This is a genomic window from Bullifex porci, from assembly GCF_009695635.1.
Classification (GTDB): Bacteria; Spirochaetota; Spirochaetia; order Sphaerochaetales; family Sphaerochaetaceae; genus Bullifex; species Bullifex porci.
On the sequence record NZ_VUNN01000008.1, the window covers coordinates 1 to 20067 of the forward strand.

Below are 20067 nucleotides of genomic sequence, written 5' to 3' on the forward strand. Positions count from 1 at the left end.
CTATTGCTTCCTTCAGACCCAACATTGCTGTTACGCCCTTGCCGTTGGCTAGCGGTTTTCTTTCAGAACTGTTCCCGCAGTGGACTTTCACCACCAAGTTAATACTCATGCAGAGCAAACAAAAAAACAGCCCTCAATAACTGAGAGCTGCTAGTAAGTAGTTTAATACTATTACTTAGGCTGCTTACCGATATAAGCAAGAATACCACCATCAACATAGAGAATGTGACCATTAACAAAGTTAGATGCATCACTTGCGAGGAATACTGCAGGTCCCTGAAGATCCTCTGGATTTCCCCAACGAGCTGCTGGAGTCTTTGCGATGATGAACTGATCAAATGGATGACGTGAACCATCTGGCTGGATCTCTCTGAGAGGTGCTGTCTGAGGAGTAGCAATATATCCAGGTCCAATACCGTTACACTGAATGTTGAATTCACCATATTCTGAAGCAATATTCTTTGTAAGCATCTTGAGACCGCCCTTAGCTGCTGCATAAGCACTTACAGTCTCACGTCCGAGCTCACTCATCATTGAACAGATGTTAATAATCTTACCGTGACCATTCTTGATCATTGATGGGATAACTGCCTTAGCACAGATGAATGGAGCATTGAGGTCTACATCGATAACCTGTCTGAATTCAGCTGCTGTCATATCACACATTGGAATTCTCTTAATGATTCCAGCGTTGTTTACAAGAATATCAATCTTACCGAGCTCATTGATAATCTGAGCAACAGTTGCATTTACCTGCTCTTCGTTTGTTACATCACATACATAACCCTTAGCATCAATACCTGCATCTGCATATGCCTTGAGTCCCTTGTCTACAAATTCCTGCTTAAGATCATTGAATACAATCTTTGCACCTGCAGCTGCAAAAGCTGAAGCGATAGCGAATCCAATACCATAAGAAGCACCTGTAACCCATGCTACCTTTCCCTCTAATGAGAAATCTTTCATATTCATAAGATTTTTCCTCCATTTAATAACTATCTAATTCTTTAATAGTATACTTTCGTATTTATTATCTTTCAAGTTAATTATTGAAACATTGTTTCACTTTTTAAAAAATTATTCCCTTATACAAAGCTGTACAAGGGAATACTTATCATAGCTTATCAATTAGCATTGAACACTTACCAGAAGGAATAGGAAGAGTTTTCTTCTTATTCTCATCTAGAATTAATATTGTAAAGTAGTAAAGCTTTTCACTTTCCAACCTAATTTCCCAGCCTCTAATATTCTTATTAGATAGGATTGTAATATTATTTCTTTTTAGTGAGAGCTTCTCAATACCCATTGATTCAAGAGAGGTCATAGTCCAGTCAACGGTCTTTCTTGGAAGAGAGATTTCTAGACCAATGATGTTTTCGATCATTAGCGTGATAGTAATCAAACTAATCATTGCTAGATTTCTCTTTTGGTTAACAAAGTCACCATCAAGTGAAATAGAAGCACCCTCTTTATTTGGCTTATATGACTCCCATACATCACCAACTGTTTCTCCATCTGGATGAAGAGTATCAAGGATAAAATACATATGTCTTATTGCACATTCTCTTGCAAATACAAATGAATCATATTTATTTAATCCCTTGATAACCATATAGGTATAGAAAGGAACTACACCGCCCTTATATCCATTACCCTCTTCACTGAAGACAGGATTTGAAACAGGAACACAAGGGAATGGGTTATCGGTTCCAAATTCAGCTGGATCCTTTAGAGCATCAATTAGGAAGCCTGCATATTCGTCGTTAGGAATCTCTGCAAGCATGGTCCAATAGGAACCGATGTGCTTGTTTTTAATTATTACCTCATTTTCATCTATATCATAGTAGAAGTGATCCTCATCACTCCACATCATACTATTGATACGAGTTTTAAGAGAGAAATAAACTCTCTTATATCTAAAGCTAAGCTCCTTATCATTTAAAATATCTCCAATATTAGACATATAAAGAGCTGCTACTGCCATCATAGCATTGAAATCAACAGGGTAATAGGTATTGTATCTTGGAACATTTCCAAGATGACAAGCACTTATTGGTACATGAAAAAGACCATTAGCACACTGGAAATTACTAACAATATAGTTAAAGTACTTTTCAAGATAAGGTACTACTTCCTTAAGTCTCTTCTTATTACCGATTTTATGGTAGAAGCAAAATTCTACATATGGTAAAAGAGGAGGACAAATACCCTTAGGGTTATCCTCTGAAACTATTGGCTTTAAGGTAGTGCTGTCATAACGATCAAAGATTTGTCCATCTTCTTTTTGCTGCTTATAAAAAAAATCGACTAATGAGTAGGCATCAAAATTCTGATTACTATATGAAAGAGATATTGAAGCCATACAGTTATCGAACAAATTAATTTCATTACTTTTGCAACCAACAAAAAAACCATTAGGGAAGAGCTCTTCTTCCTGTCTTTGAATCCAGTTCTCCTCGATCCAAACCCAGGAGCGGTCATACATGTCTACAAAATCCTGATCATAAAAATGCACACAAGGGACTAAATCTTTAACCACGAAAAACTCCCAATTTTATATAGAAAATGACCATTTAAGGCCTAGAAATTCAGTTTATAGAATACCCCATCCCAAGGCGGAAGTCAACAAGAATTTTACTACCTATATTTATTTTTGAAATAAAGATTTATTTTTTATAAATTAATTTTTCTTACTTTTTACCTATTATAAAATAACCTCAACCCTTTTTTAACCATTTCTATACGACAAAAAGCCGCATCTCTAGAAATTTCTTCGCCATCAACATGGATTTTCATCTCTGCTCTAGCACTCTTTATATCTACTACGCTTTCTGCATTTAGCATATCCATGTATTTACTCTTTAATTGTGTCCCGGAGAAAAATCTTAGTGCTAATCTTGTAATTTTTAAGCGCTTTAATGGTCTGTTTGCATATACAACATCGAGCTTACCATCATTTATAATAGCTCTAGGTCCCATAATAAATGCACCACCCATTCTTCTACCATTACAAATAGAGATTTGCTGTGTTTTAAGGTTAATGTTTTTATCATCAACCCTCATCTCAATATCATATGGCTTTGGTATAAAGCAAAAGCAATGTAAAAAGGCTAATAAATAGCTTGTAACACCATTAATATGCTTGTATGAGGAGGCTTTAAAGTTTACCTCAGGCTCAAAGCCTATGCCTGCTCCATTAATAAAGAATCTACCATCAGCTGCATCCTTTCCATATAAAAGACCAACATCTATATCAGTTGCTGGTGAGGATAAAATTAAATCTACTGCCTTATCGACATCACATGGGATATTAGCTGTATATGCAAAGTCATTTCCTCTTCCAATTGGTATAATTCCAAAGCTAGGACTTTTATCAGATTTCAATATTCCATTTGCAACCTCGTTAACGGTTCCGTCCCCACCAGCTGCAATAATAACATCATAACCTTCATCTGCACCCTGTAAGGCAAGCGTAATAGCCTGCTTTCTTTGGCTTGTAAAAATAATATCTACACTTTGGTTCCTTTTTCTGAAGGATTCTTTTATTTTATCAACCTTTGTAATTGCCTGTCCTTTAGAAGCATTAGGGTTCAAGATACAAAGGATATTACTAGTTTTTTTCATATCTGTTTTATCGTACTTCAGTTTTTCTTATGAGTGCAACAAAAGGATATTGCAAAAAAAGCTTTTTCCTTTAAATATTACTCAAATGGAACAAAGCAAATCGTTTTATAAGACATTAATGCTAATTGCATTTCCAATAATGCTCCAAAACCTGCTATCTACATCACTTTCCTTAGTAGATACACTTATGATCGGTCAGCTTGGAGCTAATCAAATTGCTGCTGTAGGAATTGCAAACCAAATATTCTTTTTAATTAACCTATTTATATTTGGAATTGCATCTGGTGCTTCTATTTTTTTTGCTCAATACTATGGAGCAAAGAAGTATGAGGAGCTAGAAAAAATCACAGCTCTAGCACTATCAATATCTCTTATAGCGTCTATACTTTTTACAATTGTATCTTTAATTGCACCTAATTATATAGTTTACTTATTCACAACTCAAACAGATGTAGTTGAAATAAGCTCTCAATATCAAAGATGGGTTGCAATAAGCTATATATTTTTTGCAATTTCATTTACACACGGCATCGCCTTTAGATCTATCGGTAAGGGTAATATCCCTTTAATAGCAACCTTTATATCTCTAGGTTTAAATGCAATTGGAAACTATTTATTAATCTTTGGTATAGGACCATTTCCAGAGCTAGGCGCAGAGGGTGCTGCAATCGCAACAACCTTTTCTAGATTTATTGAGATGGTAATTCTTTTAGCTGTCACATATATCAAAAAGGAGGACTTTAGAATAAGAAAGCTTACAGCCTTCAAATGGAATAAGTCCTTTATCAAAATATATTTTGTTACCTGTTTCCCTGTACTATTAAATGAGATGCTTTGGTCTCTTGGTATGACAGCTTATAAAATTGGATATTCAAGACTTGGTGTAGATACTCTTGCTTGTATAAATGTATCAGAGGCAATTGCAAACTTCTTCTTTGTTTTTGTTATGGGCCTTGGAAATGCGACAACTATTTTCCTTGGACAAATACTTGGACAGGGAGATATAAACAGAGCAAAGCTAGGTGCTAGAAAAACATTACAAATAGCACTATTTATTGGAACTATAATGGGCTTATTTATAGCATTATCTGCTAGTAGCTTTACTTCTCTATTCAAGGTATCAGAAGAGATAAAGCAAATGGCTACTAGGTGCTTATATGTCAAAGCTATCTTCCAGCCACTTTGTAGCTTAAATATGGTACTCTTTGTAGGAATACTACGTTCAGGCGGTGATACTCGTTACTCTCTTATTGCAGAAACCTCATGTGTTTGGTTTATTGGAGTTACAATGGCCTTTCTTGGAGCGGAATTTCTAAAGCTACCTATATATATTGTTGTTGCTATGACATCATTAGAGGAGATAGCAAAAATAATAGCTGTATATCCTCGTTATAAAAGTGGAAAATGGGTAAAATCCCTCGCAAAGCATTAGTTTTAGTTGTATCATTTCCACATGAGTATAAAATATGTATTAATCAATGGAACTATTATATCTGGTGTTGCTAGTATCAATGACTGTGCAATATCGATTGATGATGAAGGTAATATCGATGACGTAATTAGAATGCGTCGCTTTGATAGTACTCAATATAATGATTCTACTACAAAGATAATCGATGTAAAGGGAGCTTATATTACTCCAGGTTTAATTGATACCCACCTACATGGTATTGGAGGATATGGTACTGAAGATTGCTCCCCTGATTCTATTTTAGGAATGAGTGAAGCTCTTGCAGACTTTGGTGTTACCTCCTTCCTACCTACAGTTTATACAGATACACTTGATAAAATGATAGCTTCAACAAAGGCTATTGTCGCTGCAATGGGTAAGGAAAAGGGAGCTATAATAGAGGGTGTAAACCTTGAAGGACCTTTTATCTCACCTGAAAGAATTGGTGCTCAAGCTCCAGAGGGCTTGCAGGCAGTTAATCTTGATGTCTTTAACAAGCTCTATGAAGCAGGTGAAGGAAAGATAGTTGCAATGACTATTGCGCCAGAGCTTAAGCATATGAGAACTCTTGCTCTTGAGGCTCAAAAAAGAGGCATCGTTCTATTAGCTGGACACACAAATGCCACCTATGAAAACATCATGGATGGTATGCAATGTGGAATCCTACATACAACTCACTTTTTCAATGCGATGAGTAGACTCCACCATAGAAACCCTGGATGTGTTGGTGCAATTATGATACAGCAGGATATGAAGGCTGAAATCATTTGTGATGGTATTCATGTACACCCAGAATTGATTAAGCTCCTTCTAAGAGAAAAGCCAGTTAGTAATATCGTTATGGTAACAGACTCTCTAAAGCCTACAATGCAAAAGAAGGGAGAGCTAACTGCGAATGGTGTTCCTGCCCTACTAAAGGATGGTGCTTTTGTAAGTAGAGATAACCCAGATTTATTCCTAGGCTCATCATTAACTCTATTAAAGGGTATTGAGAATATGGTTTCTTGGGGAATTCCTATAGACCAAGTTATCCAAATGGCATCATCAAACCCAGCTAGAATTTATAACTTTACTCATAAAGGTGCTTTGATCCCTGGATATAAAGCAAATATTACTATTATTAATAAGGACTTCTCTCTCGGTGGACTTTTCATCAATGGTGAATTGAAAAGAGGATTATTAAGTAAGGAATTTGTAAATGTGGTACGATAAATTAGAAGAAAAAAAAGTTTGGAAATACTTTCAGGAAATATCTGAAATCCCTCGTGAATCAGGAAATGAAGAGGGTGTAAGACAATATCTAATCTCTTGGGCTAAGAAGCGTAATATAGATGTACAAACAGATAAAATTGGAAATGTAATCATGTTCAAAGAGGGAGCTAAGGGTAAGGACTCTATTTGCTTACAGGGACATATGGATATGGTTTGTGTAAAGAGAGAGGGCTCAAAACACGATTTTACTAAGGATCCAATTGAAATTGTATTAGATGGTAACTATATCAGAGCAAAGGATACATCTCTTGGTGCTGATAATGGTGTTGCTGTAGCCTTTGCACTCGCTTTATTAGAAGAGGATGACCCTGAAAGACCTTCTCTTGAGGCTCTATTCACAGTATGTGAGGAATCAAAGCTACTTGGTGCAAATAATGTTGAAGCAGATAAAATCAAATCAAGAAAGCTCATCAATATCGATAGTGAGGAGGAAGGTATCATCTACATAGGATGTGCTGGAGGTCTTCAGATAAATGCAGAGAAGAAGGTTAAATATAAGGATGTTGAAAAGGATAGTGTTCATCTTAAGCTTTCAATATCTGGTCTTTTAGGTGGTCATAGTGGTGGCGAAATCCATAAGGAAAGGGCAAATGCCAATAAGCTTCTTGCTAGAATTATGCACCGCTTCCCTATTTATTCCTTAACAGATATCCAAGGTGGAACTAGAAGTAATGTAATTCCATCTAGTGCATATGCAACCTTTGTTGTTAATAAAGAGGATGTGCAAACAATTAAAATCATTGTTGATAACATTTCAAAGGATATTCAAAATGAATATAAGGTCCAGGATCCTGGTATCAAGATTACTCTTGAGGAGCTTCCTGATGTGCCTAAGCAAGCAATAAAGAATAAAATCTCAGTTTCATTTATCGAGGCTATATACCTTGCACCATATGGTGTACAGGCAATGAGTCAATCCGTAAAGGGAGTTGTAGAGACATCAAATAACATTGCAATCATAAAGCTTGAGGATGATAAGTTTAAACTCCTTTCATCTACTAGATCTTTAGTTGAGAGTGCAAAGGAAGAAACAGCACTAAGAGTTGGAGCTGCCTTTGAAATTCTAGGCTTTAAAGTAATCTATAACGATTCATATCCATCTTGGGCTCCAAATCCAAATAGCCAATTAACAAAGAAGGTTGTAGCTGAATATAAAAAATATTCAGGAAAGGCACCTGTTGTAACTTGCATCCATGCAGGTCTCGAGTGTGGTATCATCAACTCCCTTGTTCCAGGAATGGATTCTGTCTCAATTGGTCCAAATCTATTCGATGTTCACTCAGTTAATGAGCACATTGAATATGATAGTGCTGTAAGAACAATGGGCTTCTTAAGGCATTTAATTAAAGCACTATGAGAAAACCAATAATTGGCATTGCGGCAGAAAAGGCAATTGAGAAACCAGGTGTTTTTCAATATCCTTGGTACTTTACTATTGAATCCTATGTTAGGGCTGTCACCTTAGTTGGTGGCACCCCTATACTTTTGTTACCAGGGTCCCCAGCAGATGAATTAATTAACATTGTTGATGGACTATTAATGCAAGGTGGTATGGATGTTACACCCTCTGAATATGGAGAAGCTAAGCTTCCAGAGTGTGGACGTACAGATTTAAAAGAGGATTCATTTCATGAGTCATTAATTAAAGCTGCCATAAAGCAAGAAAAACCTATATTAGGTATATGTCGTGGTATTCAGATAATTAATGTTACTCTTGGAGGAACTCTATATCAGGATTTAGAGTCTAAATGGCATAGACACTATGAGAATTATGAAGATCCTTGCCATATAATTAATATCAAAGAGGGCACAAAGCTTCACTCAATATTTGGTGATACACTATTAGTAAATAGTCTTCATCACCAAGGAATTAAAGAGCTTGCAAAGGGATTAATTCCTTCTGCATATAGCGAGGATGGGTTAATAGAAGCTGTAGAAAATGATTTAATTATGGCTATCCAATGTCATCCAGAGGCATTAAAAGAAAAGGATGAAAAGTATCTAAGATTATTTGAATATTTTATTGAAAAGTGTAAAAATTGATGAAATGAAAAAGTTACTCATCCTTCTTTTACTTCTTTTAGTATCCTTACCAATATTCTCAAAAAGTATAATAACAAACGTAAGTATTAATAGTGGTAAGGATACAATAAATGATAACAAAATATATGGTTCTACTGCATTAAGCTATTCAACAGATAAGTATCTTGCAGTATTAGCTTCTGAGCTGAAGGAGCATGAAACTACAATTTCTTTGTTATCACGTTGGAAAATTGGTAAACAAACAGATCTTAGAATAAACCAATATGAAAACTTAAGATTTAGAGAAAGCAGAGATATGTTCTCAATACTAGCCTTCTCTAATATGTATTTCTACTATGGAATTTCATCAACATATTCATTAGGTGTTGCTATAGCCTTTACCTTCGAGAATAAAGGTAATATTAGACTAGGTACTAATTTATTTGGTGGTGCATATGTTAAGACAAGTAGAATTAACTATATCGATAATCTAGTAACAAGCTTTGCTCCTTTTGCTGTAATTAATTTATATCTATCCTTATACGATAAGGTATATCTACAGTCACAGATATCAACAGGCTCATTGTTTTACCTACCATCAAACTTTGCCTATGACTTTACACTCATGGCAAGTGTTGCCATTTCTAACTCTCTGTCTCTTGGCTTTAGCTTAAGAACTGGACTTGCTGATAGCTTTGCTGAAACCTTCTTCTCAAATCGCTACGATTACTCTGTATTTATCAACTGGGAGTACTTGCTATGAAAAAATTATTATTTTTATTACTAGTATTACTATTGCTAATCTCTTGTAATAACATCATTCCAATACCTAATATTGATCAATATTCAAATCCTGGTATTAATTACTTTGAAACAGATTTAACATCTATTGGCTCAAGAAATATTAATATAGATGGAGACTTTGAGATTCTACTTATTTCAGATACACACTTTGGAAAAACAAAGAGTGGAACTGTATTTAAGATAGCAGAGTTTGAGGATTATATTAAAAGTAACGGTATACTGAATAATATAGACCTAGTAATAAATCTTGGTGATGTCTCAGACAATAGTGAGCAGGCTCAATTTGATAGCTATCAAAATTGGAGTACAAATTTATTTTCGGTTCCTATTATCAATGTTATAGGAAACCATGATAATAGAAATGGTGGTGTTGAGCGTTTTATTAATACTGTTGCTGGTACCGCTTCAACCTTTTACTGCTTTAAAGCTTCAGACATACACTTCTATGTCGTTGATTCAGCATACAGAACTCTAGGTAGACAGCAGTTAGGATATTTTATTGATGCTCTAGAAAAGGATAGTTCTTCTAAAAAGATTGTACTTACACATATTCCGCTATATGGTTCAATAACAAATTTCTATGCTTCCTTTGCAGATGAAAAGGAAAGAAATTTCTTATTATCTAACCTTTCTAAATTTGGTGTTGATCTTTTATTAACAGGCCATAAGCATGCAGATGAATCATATTATTCATATACTCAAAGCTTTACAGAAGTCGTTGTACACTCCTTTCATGGAGATGCAATGAGAAACTCTAGACCTTCATTTTATACTTGTACATATAAAAAGAATGCTTCCCTATTTACAATTAATTCATATTCATACAATGGATCAACATTTGAAAAAATAGGAGAGCATTCTTATACATTAAAATGACCCATCATTTGATGGGCCATACTTAATTATTTAATTGCTTCGATAAGCTTCTTAAAGCCATCCTCAATTTTCTGTCTATCAGCAGGAGTTCCCTTACCTCTAAACTCAATTGAATCAATAACCTCAAGCTTCATCTTCTCTGCATATGCATTAAATTCCTTTGCAGCACCACCAGACCAAAGAGATGAACCAAAGTATAGAACCTTTCTACCCTTTACAGCCTTTCTGTTTAATAAATCTAATGTGTGTGCCATTGATGGGAAGAGCTCCATCTCATAGGTTGGAGCAGCTACAACAAAGGCTTCACTTCTCCATACCTTCTCTAAGGCATAGGAATCATTTGTATCAGGGATTCTAACTGTATTTACAACAATACCTTCTTTCTTTGCGATCTGAACAAGATTTGAAATATAAGAAAGAGTATTTCCATACATACTAGAAATAAGAATTGTAATTTCCTTTTCTCTTGGTCCCTCAAGATATGTAGCGAGCTTTTGGTACCAGGCAACAACATAACCAGGATCCTTTCTCCATACGATTCCATGGCTTGGACAAATTGTCTTGATATCAAGTGCTGAGAGAGCCTTAATACCTCTTAATACGAAAGGTGAGAAGGATGCAACGATAGATGCATAGTATCTCTCTGTTTCAGGCTTTAATAAAGCCCATTCCTTTTCTGTGAGCTCATCATCAAATACACTCTGATAAGAACCGAATGCACCAAAGGCATCACAGGAGAAGAGAATACCATCCTCCTTGATATATGTCATCATTGTATCAGGCCAGTGGATATTTGGTGTTGCATAGAATACGAGTGTCTTTCCACCGATATTTAGCTCTTCACCATTTGTGATAACATGTACATTCTTATGGCCATATAAGGTCTCTGTCTCTGTTGCACCTAATCTTGTAGCATATACCTCGATATTAGGGCATCTAGTAAAAAGTACATTTAGAGCACCAGTATGGTCAGGCTCCATGTGGTTAAGTACGAGTATATCGATATCCTCTAATCTAAGTCCCATATCTGCTAAATCAGAGTCAAAGGAAGCTCCAGATTCTGTATAATCGATAAGAACCTTTTTTTCTGTTCCACAAACACAATATGCATTAATTGAAACACCATCCCTAATAGGCCAACATCCCTCAAAAAGGTCATCATGACTCTTTTCATATCTAAATAAAGTTACGTTTTCATTTATTACTGCTTTCATATAACTAAAGATAATTTTTTAATTATTTAAAAACAAGATTATTATTGCTATATATCACTATTTTTTCTAACCTATTTTCATGATATTCACATTAAATTTATCACATGAAATTACATACAAAGAGGAAACTATTTACTTCGATACAATAGAAGGCTTAGATATAGGTAGTGAAACCTGCTTTTGCTATCATTTTTACTTCGATGATGTATGCTTAAGAACCGACTTAATTTGGTCAGGAAGTAGGAAGCCTCTAACTAAAAAGGAAAAGGATATTATAGAAAGTGGTTTTCCACCTCTACCAAGAGATGATGAAAATCTCTTTATTCCTGTGGGAAGATATAGTCTTTTGCAAACACTCCCTGTTAGTGATAAATCAAAGCTTACAAGAGTAATACTTCCATTTACAAGCAAAAAACAGGAGGGAAAGCTATATGTTAGGTTCATTAAGGAAAATGTATTAGAGTGCGTTATGCAGCTTTTTTTCCCAGAATGATACCTTGCCGATGGTAATTTATTAATATATAGTTTTTATCATGCAACTAATAAATATCAGTGATACAGTACATAAGCTAATCTTAGATGATCAAGAAATAATCCTCGTTGGCACTGCTCATGTTAGCCAAAACAGTGTTGAAGAGGTAAAAGGTATTATAGAAACAGAAGCTCCTGATAGAGTTTGTATAGAGCTCGACGATGGAAGAATGAAGTCAAAGACCGAAAAGAAAACCTATGAGAATATGGATATTCGAAAGGTAATTAAGGAGGGTAAGGGCTTCTTTTTACTTGCTAATACGGCACTAGCCTCTTTCCAACGTCGTATGGGTGCTCAAACAGGTACTAAGCCAGGTGAAGAGATATTAGGAGCAGCAGAGGTAGCAAAGCAGGCAAACATCCCAGTATCACTTTGTGATAGAGATATTCAAACAACCTTTAAGCGTGCTTGGGCTAAAAGCTCTCTTTGGAATAAGTGTAAGCTTCTTGCAACCTTAATTTCTGCAGCCTTTTCTAATGAAGAAATAACAGCAGAAGAGCTTGAACAGCTAAAAAGCCAAGATACACTACAAACTCTAATGCAGGAGATGGCTAAGGAGCTTCCTATGGTTAAGGAGGTTTTAATTGATGAAAGAGACCAATACCTAGGAAGATCTATATTTGAAGCTCCTGGCAAAAAGAAGGTTGCAGTAATTGGAGCAGGTCATACTAATGGTGTTATCTCAACAATTAAGAGTTTAAGTGAAAATAAGCAAACACCTTCTCTTGAAGAGCTAACAGTAGTTCCAAAAGGAAAACCTATTGGAAAGGTTATTTCCTATTTAATTCCAATACTAATAGTAGTTTTAATAGTTGCAAGCTTTATCTCTTCTGGATGGGATCAAGGACTAAGAACCTTTTTATATTGGATTTTAGTAAACTGTAGCTGTACATTTATTATGACATTAATATCCTTAGCACACCCACTAAATATTTTAGCTTGTACAATTACGGCTCCATTCTTTGCACTAAATCCAGTTTTAGGAGTTGGTATGCTAGGAGGAATTGCAGAGGCTACCTTCAGAAAGCCAAAGGTAAAGGACTTTGAGGGTATAAATGATGATGCTATGAAGCTAAAGGGCTGGTACAAAAACAGAATACTTCATGCACTTCTAGTTTTCTTACTCTCATCAATTGGAAGTGCTTTTGGAACTCTAGTAGCATTCCCAATATTAATTTCACATCTATGATAATAGGCTCTGGGAGACCGGAGCTTTTTACCACCTAAAGGATGCTAAAAATTCTCTAACCTCATTTTCATCTCTATTTGAATTATTAAACTCTCCCGCAATTGAACCATCAACTAGATATAGTATTCTATCAGAATAAGAAGCAACCTTAGCATCGTGAGTAACCATTAGAATTGTATTACCCATCTCCTTCAGGCTCAAAAATAGCTCCATAGTCTCTTTTGATGCTGTTTGGTTTAAGGCTCCAGTTGGTTCATCTGCTAATATTATATCAGGCATATTAATTAAAGCTCTAGCAATAGCAACTCTCTGCTTCTCTCCTCCTGATAAGTTGTTCACACTTCGATTTTGATATCCAGCTAATCCTAACTTAGCTAATAGCTCCTCACCTCTTTGCTTTATCTCTCTTTTATTTGATAGAGCAGGAAGTAATATGTTACTTATTACATTTACCTCGGGTATTAGCTCAGGATTTTGAAAGACAAAGCCGATATGCTTTCTTCTGATATCAGATAATTCATTTTTTCTTATCCTGCTTAGATCTTTTCCAGCTATAATTACTTCTCCCTCATCAAAGCTCTCAATACCAGATAAAATGTAAAGAAGTGTTGATTTACCTGAACCTGAGGGACCCATAATTGACACAAACTCACCTTTATTTATTTTAAGTGATATATTTTTTATTAAACCTTCCTTAGATACATTTCTTGATTCAAGTACAATCATAAAATACCTCCTCTTATATCGTAGGCCTTAACCTTATGTATATTCATAAGCCCCAAAGCAGTAGCAATAGCAGCAATTAATAACATTAAAATCGGTAGAGTAAATAAGGAGTAGAGTATTGAAAATATAAATTCAATATTACTACCTCCTAAGAAAGAAAGCATAAAGGAAAGAATATTTCCTCCTGTCAGCATAGATAAAACAATTCCTAAGATAAGCCCTATAAAAAGAGTTAATAGAAATTTTTTAATATAGTTAAATAAGATATTTCCTCTTCTAATACCTATAGCAAGCTTTAATGCAATAGTCCTTGAATCTCTTTCTACTGTTAATGCAGATATTAAAGTGATCAAAACTAATTCAATGAAAAGGCACACAAATAGAGCGATATATTTTGCTTTGTTTATGCTATTTATAGTATTTCCATATAAGCTTATTACATAGTCCTCTATCTTACCTGTTTTTGCCTTTGAAAAGGCTGTTAGTAAAGCTGAAACTAAACTATCAGGTGAATTAGAGTTTATATAAGCAATAGACCAAATTGGAGTATCCTTGTCAATAGAGGTTACTTTAGCTGTCTTTCCTCCATTTGTTATATCACCATAGATTCCTTTAACTATGTATTCTTTTCCCAAGATATTTAGCTTATCACCTATTGCTACGCTACACTCGTTAGCTAAAAGCTGTGATAAAGCTATTTCATTTTCATTTATAGGCTCACACCCCTTAATATATTTTAATTGAAATAGACTATGATTTCCCTTTTCTATTAGCATTAATAGGGTTTGTTCCTTAGCTTCTACCTTAACTCTATAGGTATCATAAATCTCATAGCTATCAACTAATGAGCTACTAGATAGATATTCTTCGATATCACTTCTATTTTCTCCCTTTAAGTCCATTCTAATATCTGCATTTCCTATTCCCATAGAGGATACAAACTCCTTAGATGCTAAGGTTGAGGCTGCGCTAGCTGGAATAAATGCTAAGCAATACATGATAGCTGTAAGAATTGAAACTAAAGCGAGAGAAATAATTCCATTACTCTTTTTATTACTATTTCTTATTTCATCGAGAATATCTATTTTTGATATCCTCCTCATTATTAAGTAATCCCAAAGCGTAAGAATTATAAAGATTATTAAATGTCCTCCTAAAAGGATTAATATTGAAGCATTTTCTAGCATCAATAGAAGTGTTATTAGGGATAAAGTACTACCTAATAGCAACAATATTAAATATTTAAAAGAATATAATAATATGAGTCTATCTCTTCTTATTCCAATAGCTTGTATTAGTGCAATTCTCTTTCCATCTCTTTCAATTGAAATGAGAAAAATATAACGTAAAGCAACTAATGAAATAAGCATTGCTAATATTCCTGATATGATAATAAGGATTATCATCAAGCCATCAGAAAGTGCATTCATTAGCCTAATTAAAGAGTATGTTACTGCAGGTCCATCCTTTGGAAGCTCTGATAGTGCATATAAATTGGATATTGCATTAATATCATCAACACTTATAGCCCTAGCTTCAATTAAAAACTCTTCACTACCTTTATCTCTTAGCTTTTGATAACTCTCTTCGTTTATTAAAAAGCGTTTAGAGGATGAAAGAGAAGAACCCATTTGAGAATCTATTAGATAGCCTTTAACAATGAAGTCTTGACCACAGATTGTAAGCTTACTTCCAAGCTCCACACTATTTTTGTAGTAGGTAGGAACATATATTCCATCATCTACATTTATTATAGAGCCATCCTCAGCTAGTAAGAAATCAAAGCTCCTTGATTGTATAGTTACTCCATTATCATCAGAGGAGAAGATAAAGGGCTCTCCATCTACTAAAAACTCATTATTATCTATATTTAAAAAGGGTTGTATTTGAAAGTCCTCAACCATAGGATTTGAAGCAAAGGATGAGAAATCAATATTATCAATGCTTCCTGCATGCATCTGTAAAAAGTGCGGTGTCTTTCCTCTCTCCATAGTATCATCTATCTTGTTTAATAGCTCATTGGAGAGCAAAAGTCCTAAGCAAATAATAAAGGATGAGATAAATGCAAACGCTATTATAGAGCTTGCAATTAAAAGCTGCTTTTTTAAGTCAGAAAAAATAACATTAAGCACTTTCAAGTCTCCTAATAGAGGAAAAGGAAAGCATTATTAATGCTAGAATAGCGAGTATAATTCCTCCAAAAGCAATTATTAATGAGCAGCCTCTTCCAACTGAAACATTTATCATTTTTGCTAAATAGTCAGATGCATACCCAGATATTGAATATGAAAATACATAGCCAAGCTGAGAAATAAATCCAATTGCACCCCAGATACTTCCCTCCTCACTTCTTTCAATATTTGATCTAACGAGATAATCAAGGGATGTATTAGCATATGGTATAGATAAAAAGAAAATAAAGCCAAAAGGCACAATGATAAACATATTTAAGGTTGAGCCAAAGCCAACCATTGCTACTCCAGCTATAAATAGGGATAAACAAAGCGCTACTCTATAGCTATTTTTAATTCCTCGTTTAGAAATTAATGCTCCTGATACTATCATACCTGATGCACACATTACTTCTGTAATCGATAGTATTGTGGCTGTAGAGAAGGATAGTATCATTGGTTCAGAGAGTATTTGAATAGTTCCCATAAAGAAGGTTAATAGTGATGTATATATCGTTAATACTAATAGCCCTTTATTCTTTCTTAGAGCTTTAAAGCCTGTAAGCATTGAATCTTTATTACTCTTTATATTCTTCCTACTAATTCTTTTTCGAATCATTAAGGCAGCAATAATTGTAGGTATGAATGAAAGCATATCAATTATTAATAAAAGTCTAATTGAAGAAAAGGATAGTAATAGAGCAGCTAATAAGGGTGATATTATAAATCTTGCGCCAGAGGATAGCCCATTTAAGCCTCCTGCCTTAGCATATTCCTCCTTCGTAAGTAGATCTGAGATTGTTGCTTTAAATGCAGGCTCTAATAGAGCTGAAAATGCAGAAGAAATAATAGAACCTGTAATTATATGAATAAAGGGTAGCTTTAATGCTATAGCAATTAGGATATATAGTACACCAAGAGCAGAAATGCCATCACCAATAACCATTAAGGCTCTCCTATCATGCTTATCTGCTAAAATTCCTGCCGGAACCGATATAAGTAAAAATGGAAGAAAGGATGCTAATGCAATTAATGATACATAAAAGGCACTTCCAGTCTCTCTAAAGATATAAACAGATAAGCCAAAGGATGTTAAACCACTTCCAATTGCAGATATCATTTGGCCAAGCCACAGTATAATAAATAGTTTCAAATTATTACTCCTAGACCGGCTGCCTGTCGGTCTTATTATAAAAAATTTTTACTCAAATATTTTTAGGATAGAATTAACTAAAGATCCTTCAGCTACACCTAAAAGTCTTTCAATATTTACAATAAAGCCCTTAATTAAAAGCTTCTTATCTTCTAAGGAAATTTCTCTTGTGATATCAAAAGCAATATATGAGTAGGTTATTATCATATCAGCTACTGCAAAAGGATAGGAACAATTAAATAAGCCCTGCTCATTTCCTTCCTTAATCATTTGTTCAAATATTAATGCAATATTAGAAATCATAATATCCTGAACCTTTTGATGTAGGAGTGCATTTTCACTCTTATGTATTTCAGATAATAGCTCACGTCCAAGAGGTGTATCTGAGGAAAGAGATTTCATAGTTAACGAGATTCTATCTAATAGAGGAATAGAGGTATCTTTTGAAACCTCTCTAGCTTTTTTTATTAAATTATTAGTAAAACGCAATACAACGGCATCAAGGATTTCTTCCTTTGACTTAAAGTGATAATAAAGTGTTCCTCTTGCTATTCCAACCTTCTCAATAATATCGTTAGTACTAGTAGATACGTACCCCTTAGAGGCAAATAGCTCTTCAGAAACATCTAATATTTGTGTTCGTCTTTCTGCTGAATCCTTTACTATCCTCATACCGACAACCTGTCGGTATTATGAACTATCTTATATCCAAATGTCAAGCTTTCTATTTTAAAGCACTACTAATCATAATTGCTTGCTTAATATTTTTGCATGTACTCATCTTTAAATCAGGAAGCTTTGTAGGAGATAAAATATTAATAAAGCCTAAATCATTGCTTGCCTTTACTCTCTTTTCTAAAAAGGAAACAGGCCTTACCTCTCCAGCTAAGGAGAGCTCTCCAAAGCTTACTAAATCAGAGGATAGAGGCTTTCCATTTCGAGCAGAATAAAGAGCTAAAGCAACAGCTAATTCAATTGAAACCTCATTAATTTTCATACCACCAGCAACATTAATATAGATATCCTGGTCAGATAGCCTTATGCCTGCATGTCGCTCTAATATAGCTGCTATTCTATTTATTCTTGCTACATCTATTCTATCTGAATAAACACGAGATAAACCACTCTTTGCCGGAACTGTTAGCGCCTGGATTTCGACTAGAAAGGTTCTTGAGCCCTCTACAACTGCAGTATACGCTATACCGGCGGGTAGCTCTTCTCCCCTTTTCGTTGAGATGAAAAACTCAGAAGGGTCCTTTACAGCCTTCAAGCCATCACTATCCATCCTAAAGATTCCAATTTCATCAACAGATCCAAATCTATTCTTTACAGCTCTTAAGAACCTTACACCAGTTTCTGCATGTTCGAAATATAAAACTGTATCCACTAAATGCTCAACAATTTTAGGTCCTGCTAGGACTCCTTCCTTTGTTACATGACCAATAAAGAACATTGCAATATTCTTAGTTTTTGCAACCATGCTTAATGCATAGCAGCATGCTCTCATTTGATTAGGAGAGCCTGCAATAGATGGTACTGTTGAAGTAGATAATGTTTGTAGCGAGTCTATTACAACAACGGCTGGTGATATTTTTTCTATTACATCTAAAAGAGCCTCTAGACGTGTATCACAAAAAATATTGATACTTTTTAAATCTAATCCAAGTCTAATAGCTCTAAGCTTTACTTGTGATGGTGATTCCTCACCAGAAACATACAGCACACTTCCTTGTACAGCAGAGGATGATAGCATTTGAAGCATGATAGTGGATTTACCTATTCCGGGCTCACCACCAACCAATACAGAGCTAGGTCTCATAATTCCACCACCAAGCACTCTATCTAACTCACTAATGCCTGAATCAAAACGTGTTGCTTCATCTACAGCTACATCAGATAAGCTCTTAATCTCTTTATCAATAATAGGCATAACCTGCTGTGTTTTATTACTACTTGAAGCTATTACCTTTTCCTCAACAAAGGAATTCCAAGAGCCGCAGCTAGGACATCTTCCTAGCCACTTACTCTCTTCTCTGCCACACTCACTACAAACAAAGCGTACTGTATCTTTCTTCATATTTTTTAGAAATCTAAGAGCTCAACATCAAAGATTAATGTTGACTTAGGTGGAATAACTCCTGGGTATCCGTGGATACCATATCCAAGCTGATAAGGAATAATTAGAGTTCTCTTTTCTCCCTTTTTCATTGTCTGAAGTGCTTCATTCCAACCCTCAATTACCTGTCCAATCTTAAATGTAGCTGGTTCACCTCTTAAGATAGAGGAGTCAAATATTTTACCATTTAAGAATGTACCCTGGTAGTGAACAGTAACATTTTGACCATATTTAGGAGACTTATCACCACTACCTTCTTTGAGTACTACATATTTAAGTCCAGAAGGAGTTTTAATTGCACCTGGATAGCGGTTATCAATTTCTCTATCAATCTTTTTCTGTTCTTCAGCTTCTTTTTTATTTGCTTCCTCTTCTACCTTCTCAACTAAATCAGAAAAGGCTTGCTTAGTACAAACAAATTTTTCAGCATCCTCACCAACTCTAATGATAGTTACGCTTTCGATTCTATCACCAGTTTTGATCTTATTTACAACGTTTTGGCCTTCAACAACATGACCAAATACAGAATGCTTTCCATCCAACCATGGTGTTGCAACATGTGTAATAAAGAACTGGCTACCATTAGTTCCAGGACCAGCATTAGCCATAGAAAGAATACCTGGGCCTGTGTGCTTTAAGGAAGGATCAAATTCATCAGGGAATCTATAGCCTGGGCCACCTGTTCCATCGCCCTTTGGACATCCACCTTGAATCATGAAATCAGGGATTACTCTGTGGAAATTAAGGCCATCATAGAAAGGCTCTCCCTCATCCTGAAGATTTAATACACCTTCTGCAAGTCCAACGAAATTCATAACAGTCATTGGAACCTTCTTATATTCAAGCTCTAATAAAATATCGCCCTTACTTGTTTTGATCTCTGCATAGAGACCATCTTTTAAATCACTTTTTTCCATC

The 20067-nt window shown here is 35.0% G+C and carries 18 protein-coding genes; 8 read left to right on the forward strand and 10 right to left on the reverse strand.

From position 1 onward, the window contains the following. Positions 1–171: 171 nt before the first annotated feature. The 3 genes from FYJ80_RS05340 to FYJ80_RS05350 form a co-directional block, all read right to left on the reverse strand. Positions 172–972 carry a gluconate 5-dehydrogenase gene (locus tag FYJ80_RS05340; RefSeq protein WP_235899592.1) on the reverse strand — a complete coding sequence of 267 codons (801 nt, stop codon included), beginning with the start codon at positions 970–972 and terminating at the stop codon, positions 172–174. A 142-nt stretch (positions 973–1114) separates the two neighbouring features. Beyond that, entirely contained in the window at positions 1115–2539 is a 1425-nt protein-coding gene (locus FYJ80_RS05345) for an MGH1-like glycoside hydrolase domain-containing protein (protein ID WP_276997835.1), read from the reverse strand. Positions 2540–2697: 158 nt separating this feature from the next. After that, entirely contained in the window at positions 2698–3624 is a 927-nt protein-coding gene (locus FYJ80_RS05350; protein WP_154425171.1) for a diacylglycerol/lipid kinase family protein, read from the reverse strand. Positions 3625–3709: 85 nt separating this feature from the next. On the opposite strand from FYJ80_RS05350, the gene FYJ80_RS05355 reads away from it, so the two are divergent. From FYJ80_RS05355 to FYJ80_RS05380, 6 genes are read left to right on the forward strand one after another with little or no spacing between them, the layout of a single operon-like run. Beyond that, positions 3710–5056, forward strand: a complete 1347-nt coding sequence (locus FYJ80_RS05355) for an MATE family efflux transporter (protein ID WP_154425172.1) — start codon at positions 3710–3712, stop codon at positions 5054–5056. Between the two features lie 21 nt (positions 5057–5077). Continuing rightward, on the forward strand, positions 5078–6286 hold the full coding sequence (gene nagA / locus FYJ80_RS05360) for an N-acetylglucosamine-6-phosphate deacetylase (RefSeq protein ID WP_154425173.1): 1209 nt from the start codon (positions 5078–5080) through the stop codon (positions 6284–6286). Then, complete coding sequence (gene pepD / locus FYJ80_RS05365) at positions 6273–7703, forward strand: beta-Ala-His dipeptidase (protein ID WP_154425174.1); 1431 nt, start codon at positions 6273–6275, stop codon at positions 7701–7703. The genes nagA and pepD overlap by 14 nt, the downstream gene beginning before the upstream one ends. Further along, entirely contained in the window at positions 7700–8389 is a 690-nt protein-coding gene (locus FYJ80_RS05370; protein WP_154425175.1) for a gamma-glutamyl-gamma-aminobutyrate hydrolase family protein, read from the forward strand. The genes pepD and FYJ80_RS05370 overlap by 4 nt, the downstream gene beginning before the upstream one ends. 4 nt (positions 8390–8393) lie before the next feature. Then, positions 8394–9131: a hypothetical protein gene (locus FYJ80_RS05375; protein WP_154425176.1), complete on the forward strand. Its 738-nt coding sequence runs from the start codon at positions 8394–8396 to the stop codon at positions 9129–9131. Then, a complete protein-coding gene (locus tag FYJ80_RS05380; RefSeq protein WP_154425177.1) occupies positions 9128–10048 on the forward strand; it encodes a metallophosphoesterase family protein in 921 nt (306 codons plus the stop codon). The genes FYJ80_RS05375 and FYJ80_RS05380 overlap by 4 nt, the downstream gene beginning before the upstream one ends. 26 nt (positions 10049–10074) lie before the next feature. On the opposite strand, the gene FYJ80_RS05385 is transcribed toward FYJ80_RS05380, so the two are convergent. After that, the gene (locus FYJ80_RS05385; protein ID WP_154425178.1) at positions 10075–11262 is read right to left on the reverse strand and encodes an FprA family A-type flavoprotein; all 1188 of its coding nucleotides are present in this window, start codon (positions 11260–11262) and stop codon (positions 10075–10077) included. Positions 11263–11341: 79 nt separating this feature from the next. Between FYJ80_RS05385 and FYJ80_RS05390 the strand changes: the two genes are divergently transcribed. Both FYJ80_RS05390 and FYJ80_RS05395 read left to right on the forward strand, forming a co-directional pair. Beyond that, positions 11342–11755, forward strand: a complete 414-nt coding sequence (locus FYJ80_RS05390; RefSeq protein ID WP_154425179.1) for a hypothetical protein — start codon at positions 11342–11344, stop codon at positions 11753–11755. Between the two features lie 40 nt (positions 11756–11795). Beyond that, positions 11796–12983, forward strand: coding sequence for a TraB/GumN family protein (locus FYJ80_RS05395; RefSeq protein WP_154425180.1), 1188 nt, complete (start codon positions 11796–11798; stop codon positions 12981–12983). A gap of 27 nt (positions 12984–13010) precedes the next feature. On the opposite strand, the gene FYJ80_RS05400 is transcribed toward FYJ80_RS05395, so the two are convergent. From FYJ80_RS05400 to FYJ80_RS05425, 6 genes are read right to left on the reverse strand one after another with little or no spacing between them, the layout of a single operon-like run. Further along, the gene (locus tag FYJ80_RS05400) at positions 13011–13709 is read right to left on the reverse strand and encodes an ABC transporter ATP-binding protein (RefSeq protein ID WP_154425181.1); all 699 of its coding nucleotides are present in this window, start codon (positions 13707–13709) and stop codon (positions 13011–13013) included. Further along, a complete protein-coding gene (locus tag FYJ80_RS05405; protein WP_154425182.1) occupies positions 13706–15841 on the reverse strand; it encodes an FtsX-like permease family protein in 2136 nt (711 codons plus the stop codon). The genes FYJ80_RS05400 and FYJ80_RS05405 overlap by 4 nt, the downstream gene beginning before the upstream one ends. Next, the gene (locus FYJ80_RS05410) at positions 15834–17033 is read right to left on the reverse strand and encodes an MFS transporter (protein WP_206360979.1); all 1200 of its coding nucleotides are present in this window, start codon (positions 17031–17033) and stop codon (positions 15834–15836) included. Before FYJ80_RS05410 ends, FYJ80_RS05405 begins: the two co-directional genes overlap by 8 nt. A 48-nt stretch (positions 17034–17081) precedes the next feature. Further along, entirely contained in the window at positions 17082–17705 is a 624-nt protein-coding gene (locus FYJ80_RS05415) for a TetR/AcrR family transcriptional regulator (protein WP_154425183.1), read from the reverse strand. A 52-nt stretch (positions 17706–17757) separates the two neighbouring features. After that, positions 17758–19110 carry a DNA repair protein RadA gene (gene radA / locus FYJ80_RS05420; protein WP_154425184.1) on the reverse strand — a complete coding sequence of 451 codons (1353 nt, stop codon included), beginning with the start codon at positions 19108–19110 and terminating at the stop codon, positions 17758–17760. Positions 19111–19115: 5 nt separating this feature from the next. After that, a complete protein-coding gene (locus FYJ80_RS05425; protein WP_154425185.1) occupies positions 19116–20066 on the reverse strand; it encodes a peptidylprolyl isomerase in 951 nt (316 codons plus the stop codon). Position 20067: the final 1 nt, after the last annotated feature.